The sequence below is a fragment of the Rhodococcus sp. MurmanLake-1 genome (assembly GCF_056945715.1).
This window is the reverse complement of the sequence record NZ_JBWZNF010000001.1, coordinates 23,061-48,536: the sequence shown is the minus strand read 5'-3', so window position 1 is coordinate 48,536 and position 25,476 is coordinate 23,061. Positions and strand designations below refer to the sequence as shown.

General features: G+C 61.7%; 25 protein-coding genes. 10 read left to right on the top strand and 15 right to left on the bottom strand.

Annotated features, from left to right (window positions below):
* Window positions 1-2: 2 nt before the first annotated feature.
* The 9 genes from AC2ETI_RS00250 to AC2ETI_RS00210 form a co-directional block, all read right to left on the bottom strand.
* Complete coding sequence (locus AC2ETI_RS00250; protein WP_003946194.1) at window positions 3-476, bottom strand: bifunctional nuclease family protein; 474 nt, start codon at window positions 474-476, stop codon at window positions 3-5.
* A gap of 93 nt (window positions 477-569) precedes the next feature.
* Window positions 570-1,307 (bottom strand): transcriptional regulator FtsR, encoded by a 738-nt coding sequence (gene ftsR / locus AC2ETI_RS00245; protein WP_003946161.1) that lies wholly within the window; start codon window positions 1,305-1,307, stop codon window positions 570-572.
* Window positions 1,307-1,801, bottom strand: a complete 495-nt coding sequence (garA, locus tag AC2ETI_RS00240) for a glycogen accumulation regulator GarA (RefSeq protein ID WP_003946166.1) — start codon at window positions 1,799-1,801, stop codon at window positions 1,307-1,309. The genes ftsR and garA overlap by 1 nt, the downstream gene beginning before the upstream one ends.
* Window positions 1,802-2,012: 211 nt before the next feature.
* Window positions 2,013-2,417, bottom strand: coding sequence for a glycine cleavage system protein GcvH (gcvH, locus tag AC2ETI_RS00235; RefSeq protein ID WP_019748557.1), 405 nt, complete (start codon window positions 2,415-2,417; stop codon window positions 2,013-2,015).
* Between the two features lie 44 nt (window positions 2,418-2,461).
* Window positions 2,462-3,241 (bottom strand): DUF881 domain-containing protein, encoded by a 780-nt coding sequence (locus AC2ETI_RS00230; RefSeq protein ID WP_021344355.1) that lies wholly within the window; start codon window positions 3,239-3,241, stop codon window positions 2,462-2,464.
* Window positions 3,242-3,244: 3 nt separating this feature from the next.
* Window positions 3,245-3,595, bottom strand: a complete 351-nt coding sequence (locus AC2ETI_RS00225) for a small basic family protein (protein ID WP_003946178.1) — start codon at window positions 3,593-3,595, stop codon at window positions 3,245-3,247.
* 13 nt (window positions 3,596-3,608) lie between these two features.
* Window positions 3,609-4,475 (bottom strand): DUF881 domain-containing protein, encoded by an 867-nt coding sequence (locus tag AC2ETI_RS00220; RefSeq protein WP_020907836.1) that lies wholly within the window; start codon window positions 4,473-4,475, stop codon window positions 3,609-3,611.
* Entirely contained in the window at window positions 4,472-5,071 is a 600-nt protein-coding gene (locus AC2ETI_RS00215; RefSeq protein ID WP_020907837.1) for a CDP-alcohol phosphatidyltransferase family protein, read from the bottom strand. The genes AC2ETI_RS00220 and AC2ETI_RS00215 overlap by 4 nt, the downstream gene beginning before the upstream one ends.
* Window positions 5,072-5,180: 109 nt before the next feature.
* Complete coding sequence (locus AC2ETI_RS00210; protein WP_020969692.1) at window positions 5,181-5,795, bottom strand: NUDIX hydrolase; 615 nt, start codon at window positions 5,793-5,795, stop codon at window positions 5,181-5,183.
* Window positions 5,796-5,934: 139 nt separating this feature from the next.
* Here AC2ETI_RS00210 and AC2ETI_RS00205 point away from each other — a divergent pair, with 139 nt between their 5' ends.
* Together AC2ETI_RS00205 and AC2ETI_RS00200 are read left to right on the top strand one after the other, a co-directional pair.
* Window positions 5,935-8,070 (top strand): bifunctional lysylphosphatidylglycerol flippase/synthetase MprF, encoded by a 2,136-nt coding sequence (locus AC2ETI_RS00205; RefSeq protein WP_483633433.1) that lies wholly within the window; start codon window positions 5,935-5,937, stop codon window positions 8,068-8,070.
* A gap of 4 nt (window positions 8,071-8,074) precedes the next feature.
* The gene (locus tag AC2ETI_RS00200) at window positions 8,075-10,342 is read left to right on the top strand and encodes a DUF2254 family protein (protein ID WP_046378597.1); all 2,268 of its coding nucleotides are present in this window, start codon (window positions 8,075-8,077) and stop codon (window positions 10,340-10,342) included.
* Here the strand turns inward: AC2ETI_RS00200 and AC2ETI_RS00195 are convergent.
* The 5 genes from AC2ETI_RS00195 to AC2ETI_RS00175 form a co-directional block, all read right to left on the bottom strand.
* A complete protein-coding gene (locus tag AC2ETI_RS00195) occupies window positions 10,304-11,593 on the bottom strand; it encodes an alpha/beta hydrolase (RefSeq protein WP_084324767.1) in 1,290 nt (429 codons plus the stop codon). The genes AC2ETI_RS00200 and AC2ETI_RS00195 overlap by 39 nt on opposite strands.
* Window positions 11,594-11,658: 65 nt before the next feature.
* Window positions 11,659-14,142: an aminopeptidase N gene (gene pepN, locus AC2ETI_RS00190; RefSeq protein WP_084324768.1), complete on the bottom strand. Its 2,484-nt coding sequence runs from the start codon at window positions 14,140-14,142 to the stop codon at window positions 11,659-11,661.
* A gap of 48 nt (window positions 14,143-14,190) precedes the next feature.
* Complete coding sequence (gene thiD / locus AC2ETI_RS00185; RefSeq protein ID WP_020907843.1) at window positions 14,191-14,991, bottom strand: bifunctional hydroxymethylpyrimidine kinase/phosphomethylpyrimidine kinase; 801 nt, start codon at window positions 14,989-14,991, stop codon at window positions 14,191-14,193.
* Window positions 14,992-15,084: 93 nt separating this feature from the next.
* Entirely contained in the window at window positions 15,085-15,699 is a 615-nt protein-coding gene (locus AC2ETI_RS00180; RefSeq protein ID WP_258955530.1) for a class F sortase, read from the bottom strand.
* Complete coding sequence (locus AC2ETI_RS00175) at window positions 15,696-16,424, bottom strand: hypothetical protein (protein ID WP_092763945.1); 729 nt, start codon at window positions 16,422-16,424, stop codon at window positions 15,696-15,698. The genes AC2ETI_RS00180 and AC2ETI_RS00175 overlap by 4 nt, the downstream gene beginning before the upstream one ends.
* A gap of 337 nt (window positions 16,425-16,761) precedes the next feature.
* Between AC2ETI_RS00175 and AC2ETI_RS00170 the strand changes: the two genes are divergently transcribed.
* Together AC2ETI_RS00170 and AC2ETI_RS00165 are read left to right on the top strand one after the other, a co-directional pair.
* Window positions 16,762-17,205: a DUF7144 family membrane protein gene (locus tag AC2ETI_RS00170; protein WP_020969697.1), complete on the top strand. Its 444-nt coding sequence runs from the start codon at window positions 16,762-16,764 to the stop codon at window positions 17,203-17,205.
* Between the two features lie 21 nt (window positions 17,206-17,226).
* Window positions 17,227-18,048, top strand: coding sequence for a class II glutamine amidotransferase (locus AC2ETI_RS00165; RefSeq protein ID WP_483633432.1), 822 nt, complete (start codon window positions 17,227-17,229; stop codon window positions 18,046-18,048).
* Between the two features lie 84 nt (window positions 18,049-18,132).
* Here the strand turns inward: AC2ETI_RS00165 and AC2ETI_RS00160 are convergent, their stop codons facing one another.
* On the bottom strand, window positions 18,133-18,690 hold the full coding sequence (locus AC2ETI_RS00160) for a QsdR family transcriptional regulator (protein WP_092763941.1): 558 nt from the start codon (window positions 18,688-18,690) through the stop codon (window positions 18,133-18,135).
* A 275-nt stretch (window positions 18,691-18,965) separates the two neighbouring features.
* On the opposite strand from AC2ETI_RS00160, the gene AC2ETI_RS00155 reads away from it, so the two are divergent.
* The 6 genes from AC2ETI_RS00155 to AC2ETI_RS00130 all read left to right on the top strand — a co-directional run bounded on the left by AC2ETI_RS00155 (window position 18,966) and on the right by AC2ETI_RS00130 (window position 25,364).
* Entirely contained in the window at window positions 18,966-19,877 is a 912-nt protein-coding gene (locus tag AC2ETI_RS00155; RefSeq protein ID WP_241841158.1) for an ABC transporter ATP-binding protein, read from the top strand.
* Window positions 19,877-20,851: an oligopeptide/dipeptide ABC transporter ATP-binding protein gene (locus AC2ETI_RS00150; protein WP_020907850.1), complete on the top strand. Its 975-nt coding sequence runs from the start codon at window positions 19,877-19,879 to the stop codon at window positions 20,849-20,851. Before AC2ETI_RS00155 ends, AC2ETI_RS00150 begins: the two co-directional genes overlap by 1 nt.
* A gap of 136 nt (window positions 20,852-20,987) precedes the next feature.
* Window positions 20,988-22,514: an ABC transporter substrate-binding protein gene (locus AC2ETI_RS00145; RefSeq protein ID WP_041686151.1), complete on the top strand. Its 1,527-nt coding sequence runs from the start codon at window positions 20,988-20,990 to the stop codon at window positions 22,512-22,514.
* 80 nt (window positions 22,515-22,594) lie between these two features.
* Window positions 22,595-23,557, top strand: coding sequence for an ABC transporter permease (locus tag AC2ETI_RS00140; protein WP_157920617.1), 963 nt, complete (start codon window positions 22,595-22,597; stop codon window positions 23,555-23,557).
* The gene (locus AC2ETI_RS00135; protein WP_041815005.1) at window positions 23,554-24,414 is read left to right on the top strand and encodes an ABC transporter permease; all 861 of its coding nucleotides are present in this window, start codon (window positions 23,554-23,556) and stop codon (window positions 24,412-24,414) included. Before AC2ETI_RS00140 ends, AC2ETI_RS00135 begins: the two co-directional genes overlap by 4 nt.
* A gap of 65 nt (window positions 24,415-24,479) precedes the next feature.
* Entirely contained in the window at window positions 24,480-25,364 is an 885-nt protein-coding gene (locus AC2ETI_RS00130) for an SCO6745 family protein (RefSeq protein WP_020907854.1), read from the top strand.
* Window positions 25,365-25,476 lie beyond the last annotated feature (112 nt).

Here is a 25,476-nt window from a genome sequence, read left to right as displayed (position 1 = left end):
GACTAACCGTCAGTGGCTTTGAAGTCGTCCGGCGAGATGGTGTCAAGGAATTCCTTGAACTTCTCGACCTCGTCTTCACGCTCGTCGGGAATGACCAGACCGGCCTCGGCGAGAACAGCCTCCGACGCGAAGATCGGAACGCCGATGCGCAGGGCCAATGCAATCGAGTCCGACGGACGTGCCGAGACGGTGGTCTGCTCGTCGAAGACGAGATCCGCGTAGAAGGTGCCCTCTTGCAGGTCCACGATCCGCACTTCCTTGAGGCTCCGACCGAATGATTCGATCAAGATCTTGATCAGGTCGTGAGTCAGCGGCCGCGCCGGCTCGACTCCCTGTTGTTCGAGAACAATCGCGGTAGCTTCGGTTTGCCCGATCCAGATCGGCAGGTACCGATCACCGTCGGACTCTCGCAGCAACAGGACCGGCTGATTCTGAGGCTGCTCGACACGAACTCCGATCACACGCATTTCGCCCATCGAGCTTGCCTCCAACCTGACGTGATCCAGCCGACCGACTCCGATGCGGTCGTACTGAAATTCTATTCGAGTGTGCCCCGCTGATCGAGGAACTCAGCGATCGAGACTTCCCCGAACCGCCGACTTGACCAGACATGTGTGCAAAGTCAGCGACAGCGCAGCCAGTTCCCGGACCATTTCCTCGGCACGATCACGTGCTCCGGCGTCACGACCCTTGGCAACCGGTCCGGCGATCTGGGTCACGAGTCCCGCTTCACGATCAGCAGCCAACTTGAACGCCCGCAGATGACGAACCTCCAAGCCGTACTCGGACATCGCCTTCGCGGTGCGCGCCAGCGTCACGGCGTCCTCGTCGAAGAAGCCCGCTGCGCCGGGAACGACCAAACCGGTGCGGATCAGATCGGTCAGAAACCGATCGTCGATGTCGGCGCGAGCGAGAAGGTCCTGACGACCGACTCGAACTTCGCGATCGACCCGGAACGCCTCGGGTGAGACATCGCCCGTAGCGATCGACAGGACGCGAGCACGACGAGGCGCAGGAACTTCTGCACTCACCGTCGCTGCGCCGCTGTCGATCGCTTCGAGTTGTTCTTTGATCACTTTGAGCGGCAGGTACTGATCGCGTTGAGCGGTCAGCACGAAGCGAAGACGCTCGCAGTCCTCGACAGAGAACCTGCGGTATCCCGACGGTGTCCGTTGTGGGCTGATCAAGCCCTCGGACTCGAGGAAACGGATCTTCGAAATCGTCACGTCGGGAAAATCTGGACGCAACCGATCCAGCACGGAACCAATCGACATTCCGGGCTGGCTCTGCTGCCGCACTGCCGTCATTAGCTACCCGCACCTGCTGACGACTCGCCGACCTGCGAACCGCCGGCACGAGGGCCGGTGAGGAACACCAGACGGAACTTGCCGATCTGAACCTCGTCACCGTTCGCGAGAACTGCCGAATCGACAGGCTCACGGTTGACGTAGGTGCCGTTGAGGCTTCCGACGTCGACGACGTGGAAATCTGCATCTTCCTGACGGAACTCGGCGTGACGACGGCTGACGGTCACGTCGTCGAGGAAGATGTCGCTGTCCGGGTGTCGACCTGCCGACGTCGTCGGCTGATCGAGCAAGAAGCGGGATCCTGCATTCGGTCCCCGCTTGACCACCAGAAGGGCGGCTCCGGCGGGAAGGCCTTCCACGCCCGAAACCGGCTGCTCGGCGGCCGGCGCTGCAGAGGAGGTGTTGTCGAGCTCATTGAGGAAGTCCGCACGGAAAACCGAAGTGGTCTCCGCCGGCGACTCCCCATAGCCCGCGTCGTTACCGTTCTCGCTCACTGTTTCTCCTCCTGGGTCAATCATCCAGATCATGAATCACTGGACTACGCAGTGCACTTTCTTCACGAGCATCTTTCACAGTCACGTTCGATACGGCCCTGCGCCCCGACTCGGCACATGCGTACCTAACGACCGTACCCTGCGCAGACCGCCGCGTGCAGCGAGACAGGCCGCGACACAACACGAGTTGGCCGGTCCACGCGCAGGTTTTCTACTCGGACGTGAGTCCCTTGTATGCCTCCGCGTCCAGCGTTGCCGCGAGTGCGGCGTCGAGTGTGGCCTCGTCGGCGACCTCGAGCTCGACCAACCAACCCGTGTTGTACGGATCGGTGTTGACGAGGTCAGGCTGTCCGTCCAATTCACCGTTGGCTGCAAGAACTTTCGCAGTGAACGGAGCAAAGATGTCGGAGACGCTCTTGGTCGACTCGACCTCACCGAGCGATTCACCGGCGGTCACGTCTTCGTCGACAGCGGGAAGCTGGACGAACACGACGTCACCGAGCTGCGACTGAGCAAAGTCGGTGATACCGACTCGAACTGAGGTCGGGCCGGTCCGCTTCACCCACTCGTGCTCCGCGGTGTAGCGCAGATCGGTAGGTGTATCGAGCTCACTCACAGTGGCTTCCTTTCACAGGCCGTCCGAAAGTCGGACGCAAAAGATCAATTTCCGGGTTGAGCGTATTGGCGCGGATTCAATTGTCGCAAGACGGAGATCGTGACCTGCTGCGATTGGTCGACTGAGGAAGTTCCGCCGTTGCGTGCGACGTTGTCGAAAACGCCTCCGGGAATGTTCAACGCTGCTGCCAACGTCGGTGGATCCCCGATCGCGGTCACAGTGTACGGCTGCTCGATCCGGGTTCCGTCCAATTCGATCTCGCCGCCGCGCCCGCTCACCCACGAGTTCACGCCGATACGAATGGGTTCGCCGTTCGCACCTGCGATCGAGATGGCTTCGGCACCGGCAGCGCGTAGTTCCTGGATGAGATCGAGAATCACTTCGGAGCCGACGCCCCCTGCTGGATCCGTCAGGGTCATCGTCACACCCGGTCCGGTAGCAGGAGCGGTCCCCACCTGAATGGAAAGCGAGGTCAGCCGCGCCCGCGCCTCGTCGAGCGCTGCTCCCGTGTTGCCGCCGGCTTCCAAAGTGGCAAGCGATTCCTGAAGATTCGCGACTTCCTGCCTCAGCGCGGCTTCACGCCGATTCAAGTTGTCGAGAACCACCAGGAGGTCGGCAGGGCGCGCGGCGTCGAGTGAATCTCCGGCCACGGTGCTGCGTACCTGTGTGGCAATCGCGACACCGAGCACACCCAGGAGCACGGCGGCGAGGATCGCGAACACGACGTTCGTGCGATGTTTCGACGGCGAACGCAACTCGTGACGACCTTCACCCGTAGTCGTCACCGGTGGTTCTTCGGGGTCAGTCGTGGCGTGGTCGGACATGGCTCACGCTCCGAACAGTCGTCGTCGCAATGCCGCTGCGTTGCCGAAGATCCGGATACCCAACACGACGACGATTGCCGTCGAGAGTTGAGTACCCACACCCAACTGATCGCCGAGCCAGACGATCAACGACGCGACGAGCACGTTGAAGACGAAGGAGACCACGAACACCTTTGCGTCGAAGATCTCGTCCAGATACGCGCGTAGTCCGCCGAAGACGGCGTCGAGTGCCGCAACGACAGCGATCGGAAGATAGGGCTGGATGACGTCGGGGACCTGCGGGCTGAAAACGACGCCCAAGACGATGCCGACGACCAGTGCTGCGAGTCCGTACAGGGCGGAACCGGCCTTCATCGAACTCCTTCTGTCACTTGGGTTCTGTGGGTTCTGTTGCCACCCGGACCGCACGAGGCGTCGCGGGTGGCAGTGTCAACGAGTCGTCCTCGGCCACTGCGAAACCGACTCCGTACAGTTGCGAGACGCTCGACATTCTCACGTAGGCGTCGCTGACGACGAACTCTCGCTGCAGCGCGCGCGTGTCGCCGATCGCCTCGACGCGGTACGGCGAGAAGACAGGTTGGTTGTCGACGAGCATCGCGCCGCCCGCCTGACGGATGGTCACCGTCGGCCCGATTCGCACGCCGCCGACGGCGATTGCCTCCGCTCCCCCAGCCCACAGGGCGTTGACGACGGTCTGCAGATCACGATCGAGGACAACTGTCTTACCGCCGACGCTGCGCTGGGACGCATCCGAGAGGTTCGGGCGCCCGGCCGGGTCAGTCAACGTCACCACCAGCCCCTCCCCGTGAACGGCTTCGGCTCCTGCGCCGGATTCGACCGCTCGCAATTGATCGAGGACCGCGCTGCCTCTGGCATCGCCTTCGAGCGCCACGCCACGGGCGGCGTCGACGTCGCCGCCGAGTGAATCGCGGGACGCGGCCAGCGAATCGATTCGATCCTCCGCGTCACGGACCTTGGCGACCAACTCGCTTCGAACCTCCTCGGTGCCGGTCACCTGCTTGGTGGCCTGAACTGCAGAGACCGTGACGATGAACCCGATCAACAGTGCACCGAGGGCCAGCCACGGCCCCGTCTTCGAGGATCTGTTCGTCGTGTGCTCGTGTTGGCGTTCGAATGCCGTCGCTTCGTAGCCCGGATCGAGATGTTCGGTCATGAGCGACCGAAGCAGCGACGGTACCGGGTTACGACGGACGTCCTCCCCGGTCGACTTCATCGGCGCACGACCTCGTGCGTTCGCGCAACGTCAACGGCCTTGAGCACGTAGATCGCGGCAGTCCACACGTACAGGACGGTTCCCCAGATCAGGAAAGCGAAACCGAAGGCATGGGTGAACGGTCCGATGGCCCAGTCTCCATGCCCGGCAAGAATCAACGGCAGAGCGAACATCAGCAGGAAGGTCGCGGCCTTGCCGAGGTAGATGACCTCGGGCGGCGGCAGTCCACGCCGGCGGTAGATCGGCAACGTCAACGCGAGTAGAAGATCACGGCCGATCAAAATCGCCGCGACCCACCAGGGAATGAAATCGCGGGCAACGAAGGTGACCAGTGTCGTCACGACGTACAGGCGATCGACCAACGGGTCGAGAAGCGCTCCCAGACGCGAGGTCTGCCCGAGCACCCTGGCCAACTTGCCGTCGAGCCAGTCGGTGAACCCGCTGAGCATCAGCAGCGCCAATGCCCAGCCGTCCGAGTGCGTGACGAGCAGCAGGTAGGCGAACAGCGGCAGAGCGAGTAGACGCACGATACTGAGCACGTTGGGAACAGTGAGAATCCGATCCGTGGGGACCAGTTCTTGTTCGCCAGAGTTCACTGCACACACCTCGCGTCTTTCGATTGCCGTGCGGCCAGCTTTCCACAGCACGACGGACTATTCGCCGAGGCGCCGTAGCCCGAACTGTCCCGAGCGTGTCGAGCCGACCTTATCGCCAGGCGAACACCGGCTGCTCGAGGTTGTCGATGCGCGTGTTCCGTCCGTTCAGCACTTCGCGGAACTGATAGATGACGGCTCCGGTCGGCGCATGGATCAGGCTCGTTCGGAAAGGCCATTGGATCACCGGGTTCGGTGATTCCTCGATGGTGACGAATCGCGAGTCCACGTCGAGTTCCTCCGACGTCACGGCATACACCTGGGCCACCTCGTCGGGATTGGGTACCAGTCCCCCGATGTCCTCACCGGACCAGACGACGAACGGTCGGATCACAAATCCCGAACGGGTGACGTAGTCGTCGAGCCGGCCGATGATGTTCGACTCAGGGACGTCGACGCCCAACTCTTCGGACAGCTCCCGAACCGCTGCTTGTTCGGAAGACTCACCCGGGTCGACGCTTCCGCCTGGCAACGCGAACTGACCGGGGTGAGCGCGCATCTTGCTCGGCCGCTTCGTCACCGGGAACACGGGTGTTCCGTCCGCAGTCCGCATGACGACGATGACCACCGACGCCGAGCGCCTTCCGTCCAATTCGACCGACCGAGGTTCGAAAGCGGCAAGTGAGGCGACCAGGTGGTCCCGATTCAGTAAATCTCCGTTCACCATGGCTCGACAGTAGCGCCACGAGACTGAGACCCCCAGCCAGTCTCGTCCATTTTGACCGCTTCGCCTGATTATCGGTCTGTATTCCTGTCATGCTGAACAGGCAGAATCCACCGTGCGGCATGGCGAGAAGAGAACCTCGATGGCTGAGCAGTCCCAGACCCCCACCCCGCAGACCGACCAGAGCGCGCCAGGCGCGCCGAATCGGGCCTCTCGCTTTGCCTCCGACGCGCTGAGCGTCCTGCGGCGCGTGCCGTTCACCTCGATCGTCGTGCTCACCATCACCGTCGTCGGGATCGCGACCGGCGCCTTGTGGAATCACGTCCGTACCTACTCGTGGTTCGACGACATCGCCTACGGAGTCCCTGCCTTGCAGGAAGGTAAGTGGTGGACTCTCGTCACGGGTTGGTTCTTCGGCTTGACGCCGGGTCAGTATGTTTCGATCATCGTCGTTTTTGCCTTCGCGGTCGGCTGGTGCGAGTGGCGCCTGGGAACCAAGAACGCGGCCATCGTCACGATCAGCGGTCAGTTGGCGGGCGAACTGGGTGCATCGCTCCTCCTCTGGGCGGGCAGCCACACCGATTGGGATTGGGCTCGCAACCTCGCCACCCACCGCGACGTCGGTGTCACCACCGCCATCATCGCCGCACTCGCCGCGACCACCGCAACTCTGCGCTCGCCCTGGCGAATGCGAGTGCGCGCCATCCTGTGCGCGTACATCGCGATCGCCTTTCTCTTCGAAGGTCGCCTCGCCGACGTACAGCACCTCATCGCGGTTGCGATCTTCCTTCCGGTCGGCGAAAAGTTCTTCGGCGACGGAGAGCGCGGGTTCATCCCCCGAACGCGACGCGAGATCCGTCTGCTCGGATTCATCGGCCTGCTCCTGATCGGAGTGGTCGAGATCGCCGTGTGGTTGTTCCCCGGCAGTGGACCCTTCGGGCCGACGGAAGCCGAAACCGGTTCGGGCTGGACCGCATTGGTCGACGTGATCATCGTTGCACTGATCGCGGATCAGTTGCGACGAGGTCGCCGCTGGGCCTTGTGGGTTGCCGTGGTGTTCGGCTCTCTGACGGTCTTGGCCACCGCCCTCGTCCTCGGTTCGGTCATCTTCTTCGACTACGAAAGCGCCGGAGCCGTCACGGTCGGTACCGCGCTGCTCTGGCTTCTCGAACTCATCTTGCTGATCAAGGGCCGTCACGCTTTTCACGTGCCGATGCGGCGCAAGATTCGAGGCGGACCGCTGTCCGGGAACGATCCTCGCGCCACTGCTCGGGAACTGCTCAAACAGCACGGCGGCGGAACCATGTCGTGGATGACGACGTGGGACGGCAACAGTTACTACTTCGGCGAGTCGGGTGAGAGCGTCGTTGCATTCCAACGGCATGTCGGTGTCGTCGTAGTGCTGGCCGATCCGATAGCGAGCCCCGACCGACTTGCCGCGGCGGTCGACGAATTCACGACGATGTCCGAAGCCAACGGCCTCACTCCCTGCTTGTTCTCCGTAGGGAAGGAAACAGCCGATGCCGCCACACGGCGCGGGTGGCGCACCGTTCAGGTCGCCGAGGACACGATCGTCGACCTGCCGGAATTGCAGTTCACCGGAAAGTCCTGGCAGGACATCCGCTCGGCGCTCAACAAGGCCAAGAAGGACGACATCACCTTCCGGATGACAACACTGGCAGACGAGCCGTTTTCCGTCTTGGCTCAAGTGCGCGCTATATCCGAGGAATGGGTGGGCGACAAGGGACTCCCCGAGATGGGGTTCACCCTCGGCAGCGTCGAGGAGGCGCTCGATCGCGACGTCCGGGTCGGTTTGGCCGTCGACCCGACGGGAAGTATTCACGGCGTCACCTCGTGGTTGCCGGTGTACGGCGAAGGCGGCGTGGTCCGGGGTTGGACGCTCGACGTCATGCGTCGACGCCCGGACGGCTTCCGGCCGGTGGTCGAGTTCCTCATCGCATCGTCGGCCCTCGAATTCAAAGAACAAGGTGCCCAATTCGTCTCACTGTCCGGCGCGCCGCTGGCCCGCAGCGACGACGGCGCCGACGCCGCATCGATGGACCGCCTGCTCGACATGCTCGGAGCCGCGATGGAACCGCTCTACGGCTTCCGGTCTCTTCACGCATTCAAGAAGAAGTTCAAGCCGAGATACGAACCCGTTTTCCTGTGTTTCCGCGACGAGGCCGACCTGCCTCGAATCGGAATCGCGCTCACGCGTGCTTACCTTCCGGACGCGACAGCTCCTCAGCTGATCAAGCTCGCCACCAGCAAGAGCTGACGCCGTGCGGTCCTGGTTCGAGCACACGGTCGTCGACACCGGCAGACTCCCACTGTTCTTCCTTCTGCTCGCCTTTGTCCTGACGTTCCTGTTCATTCGGTTCAGCGTTCGAATGATCCGAGCTGAGGTCTCGTGGTGGCCAGGCAATGTCACGCCCGGTGGAATGCACATCCACCACATGGTTTTCGGTTTGATGATGATGCTCGTGTCCGGCTTTGCCTTCATCGCTCTGGCCGACTATCACACCCCGATCGCCAACTGTGTTCTTGCGTCGGTGTTCGGTATCGGCAGCGCGCTGGTCCTCGACGAGTACGCACTCGTGCTACATCTGCGCGACGTCTACTGGGCCGAAGAGGGTCGCTCGTCCATCGACGCGGTGTTCGTTGCCATCGCGATCTCGTTCCTTTTCCTTCTCGGAGTCCACCCGATCGGGTTCGCGGGAGAGTTCGACCCGTATGAGCAGGACCGTAGCCTGGCGACGTTGATCGGCGTTGTCGTCGCGATCGTGATCCAACTCGGACTCGCCGTGATCACGTTGATGAAGGGCAAACTCTGGACCGGCTTGATCGGACTGTTCTTCACCCCGCTTCTGTTGGTCGGAGCAATTCGGTTGAGTCGCCCGGGTGCGCCGTGGGCGCGTTCGCGTTACCGCGACAAGCCCGCGAAGATGAGCCGGGCAGTCGCCCGTGAGCAGCGGTATCGCGAGCCGATGATCCACGCGAAGATCTACGTTCAGGAAACGGTGTCAGGAAGTTTCGGTTCCACTCCTCCGACCCCACCACCACTCCCAGTCGTCGACACCACGACGCCTACGACGAAAGTCGGACTATCACGGCGGCTTTCGGACAGAATTCGCTGGCGCCGAACTCGCCGACGATTACGAACAGTCCCGGTCTGGCGCCTCCCCGTGATCCTCGTCGTGCTGTCCGTCGTCACCGCGAACATCCTCGTCGGGATCGACGGAGACCTGGTGAGCGACGGCGACGTCGGTACCATTTCCGAGGGCGTGGACGCCGGGGCCACCGCAACGCTGCTCAGCGTCATCGCCGGCGGGATGATCACTCTCACCGGTCTGGTGTTCACCGCCATCACCCTCGCAATGCAGTTCGGCGCCTCGCAGATTTCGGTGCGGGTGGTCCCGATGCTTGCGCAACAGCGAGTGATGCGGTGGTCGATCGGCATGTTTCTGGCCACGTTCGTCTTCTCCTTGATCATTGCGCTCGATCTGGCGCTCGATTCGGAGAATTCCTCACCGACCATCTCCACGGCGATCGCACTCCTTCTGGCATTGGCCAGTGCGATCCTGTTCATCGCGTTGGTGGCGAAGGTCGGGTCGATCCTCAATTCCAGTCGGTTGCTGCGTTGGATAGCGGCCCAGGGTCGCAGCGCGACGATTCGTGCCTATCCGCTGTACGAGGACTTACCTTCCGGCGCACCGAAACCCAGTCAGCCGCTCCCCCTCCCACAACCGCGCGAGTCCGAAACCTCCGAGAGCGCCGACGCACTGGTGATTCGCCTGCGCCACCTCTCACCCGACGGCCGGATTCTGCTGGCGATCGATCTCGCACGACTGCAGCGGTTGGCGAGCCGCTGGGACGTCTCAGTCGAGGTCGTCCCCAGCATCGGCGAGTTCGTCGCCCAGAACGCGCCCCTCTTCGAGGTACGCGGACCGTCGCTGAAGGTACGTCCTGACACCTTGATGTCGTGCTTGATCTTCGGTGACACGCACAGCCCGGTCGTCAGCCCCGGTGCAGCGCTTCAGTCGATCGTGGACATCGCACTCAAGGCACTGTCACCCGCCATCAACGACCCTGGCCGAGCGGTGCAGGCTCTCGACCACATCGAAGATCTTCTGGTACTTCTCGCCCCGCGGGTCCGCTTCGACACGTCAACCTCGGATCTCACGCTGATCCGAGGGCAGCAACGCACCTGGACCGATTACGTGTCCGTCGCCACCGACGAGATCCGGCACTTCAGTACCAATTCCGCGCAGGTCCAGCGTCGTCTACGCGCGGTATTCGCGACCTTGCTCGAAGCCTGCCCGCCGGACCAGCACCCTCCGCTTCTCGAGCGCGTCGACGCACTCGATGCGCAATTGACCCGAGAATGGACCGGCGCACTCGACCTTCGGCTCGCGAGTGTGGCAGATCCGCAGGGATTGGGCTCCGAAGCCGGGGCGACCGGACGGATTCACCCGCTGATCATCGGGTCTTCGGAACTTCCAGACGATCGTTCATCCGGGCAGACCGAGTCGCGTTCCCAGCCAACCTAATTGACTCGCCAATCCAGCCGACCACACCTGGAAGCTGTGTCCTCCGTCGACCTCGGCGTACTGGACGTCCATTCCTGCGGCTTTTGCGGCTTCGTAGAGCGTTTGAAGACCTGGGCGGTAGTCGTTGTCCTGCTTGCCGACCACGAACACTCCGGCGCTGTCGGGGAACTTCTTCTCCCGGAGCAGATCCTGCGGATTCACTGCCACGAACGCGGCTTCATTGCCGCCGAACGCTGCATCGACCGTCTGCTTCCGATCGCCGAGGGTGGGTTCGATCTGACCGGACAGATCCAGGAACGTCGGATATACCGCGGGGAAGTTCGTTGCCATCTGGAACGCGCAGGTACCGCCGTAGGAAAGTCCCCCGATCGCCCACTTCCTCGGGTCGGGATCCACCTGGAGGTTCCCGCGCACCCAGTCGGGAACATCGCGCGAAAGGTACGTTGCGACGTTCCCGAGTTGGGAATCGACGCAGAGCGGATTCGCCAGTTCCGACCCGGTCCCGTCAGCAACGACGACAACGGGAGCCAAGCCCGAATGCGCAGCGGCGTAGGCGTCCATGGTCTGGACGAGACGTCCGCCCTGTAGCCAGTCCTCGGGCGCGCCTGGTTGGCCGGCAAGCAGTACCAACACCGGCAACTCCGGTCGTGGGTTGGTGAAATACGCGGGCGGTAGGTAGATCTCGGCGTCGCGGGCGCTGAATCCGGAGACCGTCCCCGCAATCGTGACCGTGCTGACCTTGCCGGTCGACGGCATGTCCGCTGGAGCCTTCCATTGCGAAACCGGTACCGCGCCGTCCTTGCCGTCGTCCAGGTCGGCGAGTGAAACCTTCTCCGCGTCCGAGAGTCCCAGCGCTGTTCCCAACGTCGGATACGACTGGAACTGCAGATTCACGTGAGCCGCGCTCGACACGACCACCAGGAGCACGGAGACCACGGTGAGCACGCGGCCGTCGATCCGCGTCGCCGCAAATACCCGCGAAACGCCCAGCAGCACGCCGAGAATGCCCAACCCGATCCACACGTAGACCGGACGGGCAATCGGATCGGGGAACGGGTGCCACACCTTCTCGATCAGCCAGTACAGCACGAGAGTGATCGCAATTGCCGCGACGATGCAGACCGGAATCGAGATCAGCACGTGACGCCTCGATCTCGAGAAGATCAGCCACAGAAGTGCCAGAATTCCGAGCACCGTCACCACGGGCGGAACCGGGCCCGTGACCAGCGACAGATCCGTGATCGTGTGCACGTCGTCTCCCGTCGCAGCCCTGTTTAGACAATATCCAAGAACAGGACATTTCGGAGCTGATGGCGTCAGATCACTGCGTTCGACGCCTGGGCACGTAGGTCTCGGGCCAGGTGATCCCGACGCTCGAGAACAAGCCTCCGCAGCGACGCGGGAGCCTCCGCATTGGCCTGGATCCAGGAATCGACAGCAGAGGTGTCTTCAGCTGCCGGGAAGAGTCCGTTCACCAACCGTCGCGCGATCTCGATGCTGCGTTCGGACCACCACTTCCCCAGTGACGAGAAGTACTCGACCGCATATCCCTCGATCAACGACGGGTCCGTGCCCGAACGGAATCCGGCGATCGTCGCATCCAGGCGGTCGTTCGAGAGTGAGGCATCGGTGGTCGCCGACGCCCAGGCAGCCGCCTTGGTCTCGGCATCGGGAATCGACGCCGCGGCGCGGACGTACGCCGATCGACCCGCTGACGTGCTGTCCTTGCTCAGCTCACCGTCGAAGTCGCTCACACTCGCATGCCCGGTCGCGGACAGGGCGATCCACAATGCCCACCGCAGATCAGGATCGAGAGCCAGTCCGACCGGTCCCGGGCACGTGCCGTCGAGTATCGACCGCAACTCGCCGGCGCGAGCATCGTTGACCGCTGCGGCGGCCGACAGAGCCCGTGCCCATGCCAGCTGTCTTCCGGACTCCGGTTCGGCTTCGAACAACGCCTTCCAGGTCGTTTCCAACCAGCCCGCACTGACATTGGGCCGCAAGCTTTTCGGAACGTAGTGAAGAACCGCGTATTGGGCATCGGTCAGGATCGCGCTGAGAATCGCAAGATCTGTCTCTGCGGGAGCGAATCGTTCCACCATGTCGAGGTATCGGAACACCGAGAGCTGCGCATCGCGCACCGAGTTCCACAGCGACGACCAGATCACACCGCGCGCAAGCGGATCGCTCACGCGGTCCAGGGATGCCTCGACCGTGGACAGAGATTCCGCGTCCAGTCGCACCTTCGCGTAGGTGAGGTCTTCGTCGTTGAGCAGTGTGAGCGCTCCGGGCGGAAGGTCGACCGGCGTGCGGGATTCGGTGATGTCGAGTTCGACGCGTTCGGTGCGAACAAGATCTCCGGACTCGTTGTAGTCGTAGATTCCGACTGCGAGCCGATGCGGCCTCGGGTCCGTCTGGACCAGGTCTGTTCCGTCGAGCGACAGCGTGGACACTCCGGTGGTCTGCAACCAGATTCGGGCCCATTCGCGCACATCACGTCCGGAAGTCTCCGCGAGCACGTCGAGCAGATCAACAAGCGTGGTGTTCCCGAATGCGTGGGCCTTGAAGTACCGTCGTGCCGCTTCGAAGAACGCGTCACGGCCGACGAACGCCACGAGTTGCTTGAGGACACTGGCGCCCTTGGCGTAGGTGATTCCGTCGAAGTTCAGCTTTGCAGCTTCGAGATCGACGATGTCGGCGACGATGGGATGCGTGGTCGGCAGCTGATCTTGGAGGTACGCCCACGCCTTCCGCTTGATGGCAAATGCTACCCAGGCATCGGTGAAGCGAGTGGCTTCGGCGCTGACCAGCGATCCCATGAAGTCGGCGAAGGATTCCTTGAGCCACAAGTCATCCCACCAGACCATGGTCACGAGATCGCCGAACCACATGTGCGCCATTTCGTGCAGGATCGTGTTGGCGCGACGCTGATGCTGCTCGTCGGTTGCGGTGCCGCGGAACACATACGCCTCGGTGAAGGTCACCAGTCCCGGGTTCTCCATGGCGCCGAGGTTGTACTCGGGGACGAAGATCTGGTCGTACTTGCCGAACGGATACGGATAGTCGAAGTGCTCGGCGTAGAAGTCCAACCCCTGACGGGTGATGTCGAAAACGTTGTCCGCATCGAGATGAGGAGCCAACGACGCCCGGCACAAAGCGCCCAACTCGACCGTGAGTTCGCCGCGACTCCACGACGAGGCCACGCGGTGATACGGCCCGGCCGCGATCGCGGTGATGTAGGTCGAGATCGGCAGGGTCGGGGCGAAAGTGACGCGTTGTGCACCGTCCACGGAGCGAGTCTGGGTCGCGGGCTGATTCGACAGGACTTCCCAGCCGTCAGGTGCTGTCACCTCGAATGTGAAGGGCGCCTTGAGGTCCGGCTGCTCGAAGCAGGCGAAAACACGCCTGGCATCGGCAGGCTCGTATTGCGTGTACAGATACGTCTGATCGTCAGCGTCGTCGACAAATCGGTGCAGCCCTTCACCGGAACGGCTGTAGTTGCCGTGAGCTGCCACCCGAACGACGTTCGATCCGCCGAGTCCGCGCAGCACAATCCGGGACCCGTCGTACTCCACCGGAATGGACGCACCGTCGACCTCTACGGAATCGACTGCAGCACCGATGAAGTCGAGCCACGTGGACTCCGCCGACGACGTCAGATCAATTGTCGTGACGGTCGAAAAGGTCTTCGAGGCCGAGTCCGCCGCCGATCGCAGATCCAACTCCACCCGGTACCCGGTGACGTCGATGGTTCGAGATCGTTCGGCGACTTCGCTTCGATTCAGGTTCGCAGTACTCACGCACTCGATCCTGCCAGGCCGCGCGCGGCGATGTGAGCCGCAGTGCGCCTATCCCTTGAAAGCGCCCTGCCAGACGGTGTCGAACGGCGTGTGTGCCGAGACGCGGCCTTCGATGCCCGCCGTGACGAACTTCTTGGCCAGAGCGACGGCTTCTCCCACGTCGGCGCCCTTTGCCAGTTCCGCGGTCACTGCGGCGGCCAGCGTGCAACCAGCACCCGAGACGCGTTCTTCGCCGACCTTGGGGGCGGAGAGAACCGTCACGTCGGTGCCGTCGAACAACACGTCGACGGCGTCGCCACCGGCGAGTTCGACACCACCCTTTGCGAGCACGTACTTGGGTCCGAGGTCGTGGATACGACGTGCGGCCTCGATGAGGTCGTCCACGCTTTCGATGCTGTCCATTCCGGCGAGGGTGCGTGCCTCGAACAGGTTGGGTGTGATGACGGTGGCGAGCGGGAGGATCGAATCACGAAGTGCTGTATCGGTATCGAGAGCCGCGCCGGGCTCCTGGCCTTTGCAGATCAGGACCGGGTCGAGGACGACGTGGCGCCAGGACTGCCGACGCAGACCCTCTGCCACAACCTCGATCGTGGCGGGAGTGCCCAACATGCCGATCTTGACGACGTCCAGATCGTGAGCCGCAGTGGCAGCCTCGATCTGATCAGCGATCACGTCAGGAGCGATCGGCACGAAGCGATGACCCCAGTTGTTCTTGGGATCGAACGAGACGATGCACGTGGTGGTCGCTACGCCGTAGACGTCCAATGCCTGGAACGTCTTCAGGTCGACCTGCAGGCCGGCACCGCCAGTCGCTTCGGACCCAGCGATGACATAGGCGAGGTCAACCACAGCACAATCTCCTTCTTCGGACTTTCGAAACGTGCGTGGATGGCCACGAACGCGGGGCCCAGTTTATCAACCGATCCGACGTCTGGTTTTCGGCTATGCGGGCACCGGAGTTCCCCACGCGACGTCGTTGTCCTCGTAACCGAAGGGTGGACCGACGAACACGCCGCCGCAGGTGATCAGCGCGAGGGTTTCCGGTCCGTCGAGGCTGTTCAATCGCTCGACCGGCAGCTCGCCGTCCTTGCCGTAGTGATCGACCGCGTCGATACGGTAGTTCCAGGTCTGTCCCCCGGCGCCCGCCACGGTCACGATCGAGCCGATTTCCAGTGTCGAGAACTTCTTTCCGAAACCGTCACCCTGATAGATGTCGTTGATGTGTCCGGTGATCACCACGGTGCCCGCGCCCGAGCCCGGGAATGCCGAATCTGCCCACCATCCGATCTCACTGACGTCCTCGGGCGGAATGAGCGAGCCGTCTGTCGTCGTCTTGATCGACAGAACGTCAGCGGTGCTGTCGACTATGCGAAGCGTGGTCGGGACATCCGGACCGTCGACCACAGCGCGAATCTCTGGCGGCAAATCTTGTTGGCCGGTCGCGAGGACGCGAGTCGGCGAGTCACCGTCGTCGGAACATCCGCCGATCAAGAGCATTGTCGCCACTACTACAGCGGCCCATGTTCGACGGACCGTGAATCCAGGTGCCGCTGTCACGGGCGAGAAGTCGGGCCGGACGGAATCTGGGAAATTGGTACTCGGCTTCCGACGTCACGACCGGGAAGTGCGTCACCGGAATCCCCACCGTTCCCACCGGAACCGTCACCACCGCCATTCCCGCCGCCGCTCCCATTCCCACCGCCGGGGCCCGGGCCGGGGCCGGGGCATTCACCTCCCGGATCGGTGGTGTCGCCTGCCAAGACAATCTTGACTGCCGAGAGGTTGACCGTCTGGTTCTGTGCCACTTGTCCAGGAGTTGTGACGTCGAATGCAAGCTTGGCACGAACCGGAATGACCGAGCCGTCGTCGGCATCGGTGACCGTTGATCCTGAGCGACCGAGATCTTGGGTCAACGTCATTCTGGAGATCAGATCCTGATCTCCGGTCAAGCCGGCGCCGTCGATCCGAAGGGTCCCTCGGACGGGACTTCCGTGGGCTCTGATCGTCACCGCTGCGCGAAACTCGAGAATGTCTCCCGGCACTGTCCGCCAAGCCTCGATCGAGTTGATCTTCGTTCCCGGCGAACCAGTCGAGATGTCGTACCAACCGTCGATCACTGCCGGATCAAGTGACATCGAATTGTCGTTGATCTCGGGAGTGCACGCGTGGGTGAGTGCGACTGGTGCTGCCGATCCCACCGCGGGAAGTGCCGTCGATACAACAGCTGCCAAGACGAAGGCCGTCGCGGAGATGCCCGCGGAACGCCTGCCGAAGATCGTCATTCTCTCGCTACTCTTTTCCGCGGACCGTAGCTTCCGGTCAATTCAGTCAAAATACCAGTACAGCTGGACAAATAGGTCGAATTCCGTGCCGAATTCTTCTTGTTTTCTGTGAACTTCGGTTACGAGCAATTCCTCCGCACACGCGTTCCGGCAAGGGGTACATCGCATCAACAGGGGCCAGAAGTTACATTTCGCCCGCACATCGGAGCAGAACGCACTGATTTCTCACCGAACCGGACCGGCATTTCCGTTTCACGACAGTCGGCCGGTGGAACAACGATCGGTACAACGTGCCGGGCACGTGTCCGGTCACCCCTCCGAATCAAGGGAAACCGCCATGTCGGATACAACGTCAGTCAAGCAGGGTTTCGCGGTAGGAACATCGATCGGGGCAGCCGTCATCTTGGTGACGGTCGGCATCGTGCAGTTCTTTCAAGGACTCGCTGCCGTCGCCGAAAACGAAGTGTTCGTAGTCGGGATCGACTACGTCTATCAATTCGACCTGACGACGTGGGGTTGGATCCATCTCGTGCTGGGCGCGCTCGTCGCTCTCGTCGGTCTCGCACTGTTCACCGGAACGGCGTGGGCGCGGGTATCGGCAGTCGTGATCTGTGCGATCTCGATCATCGCGAACTTCTTGTGGCTGCCGTATTACCCCTGGTGGTCGACTCTCATCATCGCGCTGAACATCGTCGTGATCTGGGCTGTGTCGACATGGAAGCCCACCCAGACGACGCACGCCGCTGCGCATGCACCGACAACGCCGACTCAATCTGTTTGAGTTGAAAGCATGTGTAGGTGGATGGCGTATTCGGGAGAACCGATACTCGCCCATGACTTGCTGTTCCGACCACAGCACTCGCTGATCGACCAGAGCCTGCATTCTCAACTCGGGGCAACGACGACGAATGGCGACGGCTTCGGAATCGGTTGGTACGGGGAGGGGCCCCAACCAGCAGTGTTCAAGAGCATCGAACCCGCGTGGAACGACTCGAACCTGCGCGAGGTCACCTCTCAACTGCGCACCCCTCTCATGTTCGCCCACGTGCGCGCTTCGACGGGAACTGCGGTGCAGCGCAGCAACTGCCACCCATTTCGGCACGGCAATTGGTTGTGGATGCACAACGGTTCACTACGCGGATTCCACGACATGAAAAGGGAATTGGTGACTGCCATTGATCCGTCGCTCTTTCCGGATCTCGAAGGATCGACGGACTCGGAAACCTTGTTCTTCCTCGCGCTGACGTTCGGCCTGACCGACGATCCGTTCGAAGGTGTCGCGAGGGCCGTTGGATTTGTCGAGCACACGGCTCGCTCGCAGGGTATCGACGATCCGGTCCAGATGACCGTTGCTACGTCGGATGGCGTCTCCACCTGGATCTTTCGCTATTCGAGCGAGCACCAGTCGAGATCGTTGTACTTCTCCACCGAGATTTCCACGCTGCGCAAGCTCCATCCAGAGGTGGAAGCCCTGCACCATCTGAGCGAGGAGACCCGAATCGTTGTATCCGAGCCTCTGCGCGACCTTCCCGGCGCCTGGAACGAGGTTCCCGAATCCGCCGCAGGCGTCATCCGGCCCGGACGGGACGAGATGCGGAACTTCGCGCCGATCCCACCCGCCTGAGTTTGTCACACAACCAGCATAGCTGTGAAATAGCTTGCATTCGAAGCGCTTTCACGAAAATTTAGAAAACGAAAACTCGGCGCGCTAGTCACGCGAGAGGATGAGCCGGAACGCCAGGCGAGCCTTCTCTGCGTCCGGAGTGCCACCGGTGAGCAAATCGTTGTAGATGAACGACTCACCCACGCGAACCAGCAGATATGCCATGTCCTCGACGGGCAGGTCGGGCCGAATCTGCTCCGGTATTTCGGCTTCGATCAGCCTCCGCACGGATTCGACCATCGTCCCCTGAATCGGCCCGAGTCCAGTAGTGAGTATGCATAGCGCCTTTTGCGGCTCGCGAGTCAAATATGCCCGGAAGAATTCGGTCTCGATCGTCGCCCGCGCATGGTAAGTGAGGACGTCGACAACCCTTGACGCTCCGCTTCCGCCGCACTCCGCGAGGCCCATTCGCCACGTTCGACGCGCCAGAGAATCGAGCACGTCCCCGGTAATCGTGTCGCGATTCCCTGCGCGCCGGAACAACGTAGTCCGATCCACGCCCAACTCGGCAGCCAAAGCATTCACATCGAGCGGTTTTCCGGCTGCGAACTGTCGGCGGGCAGCACTCAACGCCTCCGCGCGAACGTCACGTGTCTCGGCCATGCAGTGAATGTATCCCTGACGACGTGCTGGTCGGTAGCCGGAGACAGCGAACGAGAGCCATCAACGACAATCGTTGCAACATTCATTGACTTTGTTGCAGGTGAGTGTTTATGGTTCCCCGGTACGTGATTCCAGTCACAACAATTCAGTTGTTTACGGAGGAATGCGATGAACGATCACCAGTGGACGACTCGACGATGAGCCCACTTCTGCAAGTCCGAGATCTCACGGTTGACATTGGGACAGAAACGATTTCGAACAGGCTCCTCGACGGAGTGAGCTTCGAGTTGGGAGCCGGCGAGGTCACCGGCCTCGTGGGCGAGAGTGGGAGCGGAAAGACACTGACCGGACTCGCTCTGCTCGGGCTCTTGCCACGCACGGCGACAGTCAACGGAAGTATCCGCTTCGAGGAACGGGAACTTGTCGGCCTGCCCGCCGCCGAGTTGAGGAAAATACGCGGTCGCGACGTCAGTATGGTGTTCCAGGACCCGAGTTCGGCGCTCAATCCCTCCGTCAGCATCGGTCGCCAGATCGTCGATGTGTTGAAGGCCCACCGCGACATCACGAAGGCCGACGCGGAGGACGTAGCTACAGATCTTCTCCACCAGGTCGGTCTGGCCGACCCGAACAGAACCTTGAAGTCGTACGGATACGAGCTTTCCGGTGGGATGTGTCAGCGGGTGATGATCGCGATGGCCCTGGCGTGCGGTCCGAAGTTGCTGATCGCAGACGAACCGACAACAGCGCTCGACGTGACGATCCAAGCTCAGATTGTCGATCTCCTTCGAGAACTGGCCGAACAACGCGATCTTGCCGTGTTGTTGATCAGTCACGACCTAGCGGTTGTCGCCGAGGTCGCGGATCGAGTAGTCACGATGTTTCGCGGCGAGATCGTCGACGTCGCGCCGCGGGACGCGCTGCTTCGCCGGCCCGCGCATCCGTACACGTTCAGCCTTCTCGAGGCGGCACGATCGACCTTCGAAGACATCTCCTACCGATCACCCAAGTTTCGAGGCGATTTCACCACCAGCGCCCGTGCTGACGGCGTGGGTTGCCGATACGTCGCCCGGTGCAACTACTCCGAGGAGCGTTGCGCATCCGATCATCCACTTCTGATCGGATCACCGGAATCGGCAACGAGATGTCATCGCAGTTCCGAACTCCAGTTGCTCGGACTGGTGAGCTGATGCGTAACACCGACATCATCGTCGATGTTCGGAATCTGGCCGTCGAGTACGGACGAGGGCGCAAAACTCTTCGAGCGGTCGACGACGTCAGCTTCTCCGTGCACAGAGGTGAAACCCTGGCGATCATCGGTGAATCAGGGTCGGGAAAATCTTCGACGGCCCACGCTCTGGCCGGCCTGGTCGGTACAGCCGCAGGCTCCATCACGACGAACCTCGACAGCCCGGCTTTCGGCAAGGGCGGATCGTCCCATCTCATCTTTCAAAATCCCACGTCTGCATTGAACACACGGATGGCCTCTTGGGCTTGCGTGGCCGAGCCGATGGCGCCAGGACGCGTACGCATCCCGCAGTCGTTGCGGCCGAAAGCCGTCGAGCTGTTGCGTCGAGTCGGTCTCGGCGCCGAGCTTGCCGACCGTCTCCCGACCCAGCTCTCCGGCGGCCAACGCCAACGCGTGACCATCGCTCGCGCACTTGCCTCCAAGGCACCCTTGATTCTCTGCGACGAACCTGTTGCTTCCCTCGATGTTTCACTGCAGGAAGAGGTGTTGCAACTTCTTGCCGAGCTCCGGGATGAGCACGACCTCACGTACATCTTCATTTCGCACGATTTGGGTTCGGTGGCACGGATCGCCGATCGCGTCGCGGTGATGTACCTCGGGCGAATCGTCGAGATCGGACCGGTTGCCACGGTCCTGAGGACTCCGTCGCACCCCTACACGCAGGCACTTCTCGCCGCGGCCCCGCACATCGAACTCGAGCGCCGCAGTCGTCGAAAAGCATTGGTGCGCGGGGAGTTACCCGACCCGCGTAATCCACCCTCGGGCTGTCGATTCCGCACCCGCTGTCCGTTTGCGATGGATCGCTGCGCGTCGGAATCGCCGGCACTTCGCGCGGCCTCGAATTCCGCACACAGCTCCGCGTGCCATCTATCGTCCCCGGCCACATCGACCGGCATCTCGAACCTGCCGCAGTAAATGCGTGCCGCGTCAGTCTCCCCATTCCGAGAAGACCAAAGCGAAAGTCCACCATATGAATCCACGTCTGTCTTTGCGATCCCGATATCCGATCACACGCTTCCAGAATCATGGGAAGCGTGGACCCCATATCCTCGTGGCTGCGTTCGCACTTTCTGCCCTCGTGCTCAGCGGCTGTTCGAGCAGCGCCACCGGTACCGCCGGCGGTACCGGACCTGCTGATCCGAACGCCGAACTGAAGGTCGCGACTTCACACGTCCCAGCTTCGCTCGACCCGTGTGCGGGAAACATCGGATACGACATCGACTACCTACAGTTGATGTATGCACCACTGATCGATGCTGAACCTGCCACCCAGAAACTGCGGCCCGGAATCGCCAGCGAGTGGGGTTTCTCCGGACCGGACAACCTCACGTTCGAGATGACGTTGCAGAACGGCTTGACCTTCCACGACGGAACAACTCTCGATGCAGCAGCAGTCAAGGCAAGCATGGAACACTGCTTGAGTCTCGGAATCGTTTCCGTCCCGACGATCAAGAGCGTCGAAGCAACGTCCCCGGATCAGATAAAGATCTCGTTGAGCGCACCTACCTCCGGCTTACCAGGGTGGCTCAACGGCAGACTGGGAATGATTGTCTCCCCCACTGCACTGACAGCGGCCGGGACGGACTTCGCCAACAAGCCTGTAGGCGCCGGGCCGTACACGTTCACCAGCGCAGTCCCGAACAGTTCGTACACATTCAGTCGATTCGACGACTACAAACCGGCAGGTCCTCCAAACCCCCAGCTCGCCAAGATCCAGATCCAGGTGATCTCCAACCCCACAGCGCTGACAAATGCCCTTACATCGAACGCCGCGGATTTTGCATACGGGCTCACACCGTCGAGTGCTCCGATCCTCGAACGGAATCCCAACCTGAACGTCAGTCACGACCCGAGACTCGGAGTTGCGCTCGTAGTGATCAACAACAAGAACCCCGTGGTTAACGACGTCCGGGTTCGTCTGGCGATGCAGTATGCGCTCGACCGCAAAGCAATTGCGCGAGCCGCACTGGACAGCGCGGAAGGTACTGCGGCCTTCGGTCAATATCCTCCCGGTTCGCAGTTCTACGACGAGGAAACCGAAGATGCATGGCCGTACGACCCGGAGAAGGCCAAATCGCTGCTAGCGGAGGCTGGGTATCCGAACGGGGTCACCGTGCGCGGATTAGCAGGCAATCTACCGCCGTACTCGACCAACGCGGTCCTTGTCGGAGAACAGTGGGAGAAGGTCGGCATCAAGGTCGACTTCGTCGAAATGAGTGGACCTCAGGCGATTACGGAGTTCGTCGCACACAACAGCGCGGACGTCTTCAGCGTGGGATGGCCCACGCGAGCATCCGCACCGCTCAATTTCGAAGCCTCGCTGGGTTCGCGGTCGTACTTCCGGCAGAATTCCGTTCCCAACGAGGAGTTGGAGAAGTTGATCGCACTGTTGAACAACACGTATGACGAAAGCGCTCAGCTCGACATCGTCAAACAGATCAATCAAGTCGTGATCAAGTCCGCTGAGTACGTACCGTTGTACTTCACTCCCGACGTGGTCGCTTACACGAAGAACGTCCACGGGGCCGTTCCCGCACTGAACGGCTCCCCCAATCTGACGTACCTCTCGAAGTCATGACGACGACCGTTGTATCGCAAGAGAATTCGTTGGCCCCCGAGCCTGAGAGCGTTCCGACCCGAAACCCTCACCGATCGCCGGTGAATCCTTACATACGGATGATCGGCGTCCGGTTCGCACAGATAATTCCTACCGCGATTATCGCTAGTTTCATAACCTTTGCCCTTATCCGGATAATCCCCGGTGGACCAGCCGAGGCACTTCTCGGTCCGAACGGCAGCGATGAAGCGATCGCGGCACTCAACGAGCGCCTCGGATTGAATCAACCTCTGCTGGTCCAGTACTGGAACTGGGTGGTGTCGGCTCTGCACGGAGATCTGGGAACGTCGCTACAGAACAGCGCCCCCGTCGGCCCACAGATCCTTGCGCGCCTGCCGGCGAGCGCCGAGCTCGTTGTACTCGCACTGTTACTGTCCGCCGTCGTCGCCATACCGCTCGGTGTGTGGACCGCGACGCGGCAGGGACGACGCAGCGATGGTCTGACTCGCACGGTTTCGGGGATCGGACTCGCGGTACCGGACTTCTTCCTCGCTATCGTGCTGGTCGATGTCTTCGCCCTCGGTTTGGGAGTTCTACCGGTGCTCGGCTGGGTTCCTCTCGAGAACAGTGTGATCGACAACCTGAGCCATTTGGTCCTACCAGCAACGGCGCTCGCTGCCGGCGCAGCATCGATTGCGGTTCGGCAGACCAGGGCTGCGATGATCGAGACACTGTCAAGTGACTACGTACGAACTGCGCGTGCGATGGGCATCGACGAGCGGAAGATCGTGTGGCGCTACGCGCTACGAAACATCGTTCCCACGATTGTCACTGTCTATGGATTGCTCGCCGTGGCGATGCTGGGTGCGACGGTCATTCTCGAGCAGATCTTCGTGCTGCCGGGCCTCGGGAGCGCTCTCGTCATTGCGATCGACACGCGAGATTATCCGATGCTTCAAGGCATTGTGTTGTTGTTCGTCGTGATCGTGCTTCTCGTGAACATCCTGGTCGACGTCGCCAACAACATGATCAGCCCACAATTAAGGAAGGGAACGATCTCGTGAGCCAACTCGCGCTGACCACCGCAGGCGAGACCCGCGCCAAGTGGGCTCTCCCTCGACTGCACCCCGGATTATGGCTCAGCTACTGCTTTCTCGGAACGCTGATAGCGGCGTCCGTCTTGGCCTCGTTCGTGGCTCCGCACAGTCCGACCGATCAGAACCTGACCAACACGTTCGCCGGTCCGAGTGCACAGCACCTGCTTGGCACTGACGGCTTCGGTCGTGACGTGCTCAGTCGATTGATCTGGGGAGGACGCTCCGCCTTCTTCGGCGTCGCGATCGCTGTCGCCGTCAGTCTGCTGTTGGGAATTCCGTGGGGGTTGATCGCCGGATATTGGCCACGCTGGATCGGCGCGTCACTCCTCCGGGTGGCGGATGCATTGCTGGCATTCCCAGGTTTGGTTCTCGCAGTGGCTATTACCGGTGTTCTGGGGCCGAGCCTGATCACGTCGATGTCCGCGCTCGGAGTCGTCTATGCACCCACAATTGCAAGAATTCTGGCTGCCGGGGTCAGCGAAACGAGGAACCGAGACTTCGTTCTGAGCGCGCGACTCTCAGGATGCCCTCCGCACGTAGTGCTCCTGCGTCATCTTCTTCCGCACGCAATCGGGCCGGTTGTCGTTCAGGTGACCGTGCTCACCGGCCTGACTTTTCTCGCGCAGGCGGCACTCTCATTCCTGGGGTTGGGAATACAGCCCCCCACTCCGAGTTGGGGCGGTGACTTATCCGATGCGTACCTGCACATCTTGAGTGCACCACAACAGATTCTCCCCTCCGGCATTCTGATTTCATTGGTCGTCCTGGCCGTCTACCGAGTGGGTGATGCCGTCCGGGACCGCATGTATGTCAGAGGGAGATAGCTGGCGTAGAACAACCATCCGACTCGACTGTTCGAAGACCACACCACCAGCATGAAGGAATATCGATGACCTCGATCGCACCAGAAACCGCGCGCCGCGTCTTCCGTGGAGCCGAACCGATACACGGCATGATCTACTTCACCCCTTTCGGCGCGGAAGCATATGCCGCACTGGGCTTTACACACCCTCGAATGGGTTACTTCGCTTCGCGGTCTGCGCCCATGGGCGCAGTAGCGGCTGAAGTCACCATCGCTACGTTCTTCAACTTCAACCCAGCACTGGTATACGCGGTGCTGCCGGAAGCCTGGACAATCGCCACCCCCGAACAGATCCTCACCGCTCGACTCGACGCTGTCGACCGTTCGCTGCGCAAGGCCTGGGGAGAACATGTCGACGGCACCGAAGTTCGCGAAGCTGCCGAACTCGCACGTCGAGCCGCGGAACGCGCCTGCAACAGACCACAAGGGCGACCCCTGTTCGGTGGGCACGCATCATTGCCGTGGCCTGATGAGCCTCATCTCGTGTTGTGGCATGCCCAATCCTTGCTCCGGGAGTTTCGCGGAGATTCTCATGTCGCACTTCTTCACACCGAAGGACTCAACGGTGTCGAAGCGTTGGTAGTCCACGCCGCAACCGGTGATGTTCCTGCTGCTGCTCTGCAAATGAGCCGGGCATGGGACAACGATCAGTGGGCGGAAGGCGTCGCCAGTGTGCGGGCGCGTGGATGGCTCGAAGACGGTCCCGAGCTTCACCTGAACGAGGTGGGTCGTGATCGCCGGCAGAGGGTTGAGCATCAGACTGATGTGCTGGGGTCGTACCCGTACGAAGCGATCGGTGAAACCGGATGCAGTCGACTCCTCGAAATCTCGGAACGTCTCTCCGGTGAAGTGATCGATGCAGATCTCGGATTCCCGGCAGCTCTGGCAGCGCGTCGCCGATTGCGTGCGTGACAGCAAGAGGTGAGTGTCGAACGTGGCTGGTGGTGATACGACGAGGGCATCACCACCAGCCCGTTCACCGAAATTCGACTGAGCCCCGAACCTGCGCAGCGGGTCGTCATCC